This is a genomic window from Streptococcus sp. 1055, from assembly GCF_013276815.1.
Lineage (GTDB): Bacteria > Bacillota > Bacilli > Lactobacillales > Streptococcaceae > Streptococcus > Streptococcus pseudopneumoniae.
On the sequence record NZ_VMLT01000169.1, the window covers coordinates 1 to 1,590 of the forward strand.

The window sequence follows — 1,590 nt, forward strand, 5'->3', positions numbered from 1 at the left end:
CAGATGACACAAAGTCTGGTTAAGGATTATGCCTTGCTCGCCAAGGAAAGAGAGCTCCAGATTGACAATAGTTTGACCCATCAGCAGGCTTATCTAAACCCATCAGTTATGAAGTTGATTCTTTCTAATCTCATCAGCAATGCCATCAAGCACTCTGTTCCAGGTGGCTTGGTTGGCATTGGAGAAAGAGAAGGGGAACTCTTTATCGAGAATAGCTGTAGCTCAGAAGAACAAGAAAAACTAGCCCAGTCTTTTTCTGATAATGCTAGTCGCAAGCCCAAAGGGCCTGGGATGGGACTCTTTGTGGTCAAGAGTCTATTGGAACATGAAAAATTAGCTTATCATTTCGAGATGGAGGAGAATCGTTTAACCTTCTTCATAGCTTTTCCAAAAGTCGCCCAAGACTAGAGATAGAAAGGGTTTACATGGATGAAGCTAGAAGAAATTAAATCGAAACTACGGGAAAAACTAGATTTTTTTGTCAAAAAGTGATAAAATGAACAATGTAAATGGGGTGACCCATAAAAATATACAGGAGGCCTGATAAAATGGCAATCGTTTCAGCAGAAAAATTTGTCCAAGCAGCTCGTGACAACGGTTATGCAGTTGGTGGATTTAACACAAACAACCTTGAGTGGACTCAAGCTATCTTGCGCGCAGCAGAAGCTAAAAAAGCTCCAGTTTTGATCCAAACTTCAATGGGTGCTGCTAAATACATGGGTGGTTACAAAGTTGCTCGCAACTTGATCGCTAACCTTGTTGAATCAATGGGTATCACTGTACCAGTAGCTATCCACCTTGACCACGGCCACTACGAAGATGCACTTGAGTGTATCGAAGTTGGTTACACTTCAATCATGTTTGACGGTTCACACCTTCCAGTTGAAGAAAACCTTAAATTGGCTAAAGAAGTTGTTGAAAAAGCACACGCTAAAGGTATCTCAGTAGAAGCTGAAGTTGGTACTATCGGTGGTGAAGAAGACGGAATCATCGGTAAAGGTGAATTGGCTCCAATCGAAGACGCTAAAGCAATGGTTGAAACTGGTATCGACTTCTTGGCAGCTGGTATCGGTAACATCCACGGTCCTTACCCAGCAAACTGGGAAGGTCTTGACCTTGACCACTTGCAAAAATTGACAGAAGCTCTTCCAGGATTCCCAATCGTATTGCACGGTGGTTCAGGTATTCCTGATGAGCAAATCCAAGCAGCTATCAAACTTGGTGTTGCCAAAGTTAACGTTAACACTGAATGCCAAATCGCATTCGCTAACGCAACTCGTAAATTTGCTCGTGACTACGAAGCAAACGAAGCAGAATACGATAAGAAAAAACTCTTCGACCCACGTAAATTCTTGGCTGACGGTGTAAAAGCTATCCAAGCATCGGTTGAAGAACGTATCGACGTATTCGGTTCAGAAGGTAAAGCATAATCTAGCTGAATAATACAGATAAAACCTGCCTGTGAGGGTGGGTTTTTTGATTTCAAGCTACTCGTTTTAGTATAGTAAACTGAATCTAGACTAGCACAATGCTGCTTCTATAGCGTTTTGAAACTAGAACAGGACAATATAACTGCTAAAATATTTCTAT

At 41.7% G+C, this 1,590-nt stretch carries 1 protein-coding gene and 1 pseudogene; both read left to right on the top strand.

The features are described 5' to 3' along the window. Window positions 1-408, top strand: a pseudogene (vncS, locus tag HT699_RS11405) (sensor histidine kinase VncS); the annotation flags it as partial. A 140-nt stretch (window positions 409-548) separates the two neighbouring features. Next, a complete protein-coding gene (locus HT699_RS11410) occupies window positions 549-1,430 on the top strand; it encodes a class II fructose-bisphosphate aldolase (RefSeq protein ID WP_001019001.1) in 882 nt (293 codons plus the stop codon). Window positions 1,431-1,590: the final 160 nt, after the last annotated feature.

What these genes read in the sequence shown, in the direction of transcription:
- HT699_RS11410 (WP_001019001.1), top strand. Translation starts at nt 549, where the DNA reads ATGGCAATCGTTTCAGCAGAAAAATTTGTCCAAGCAGCTCGTGACAAC.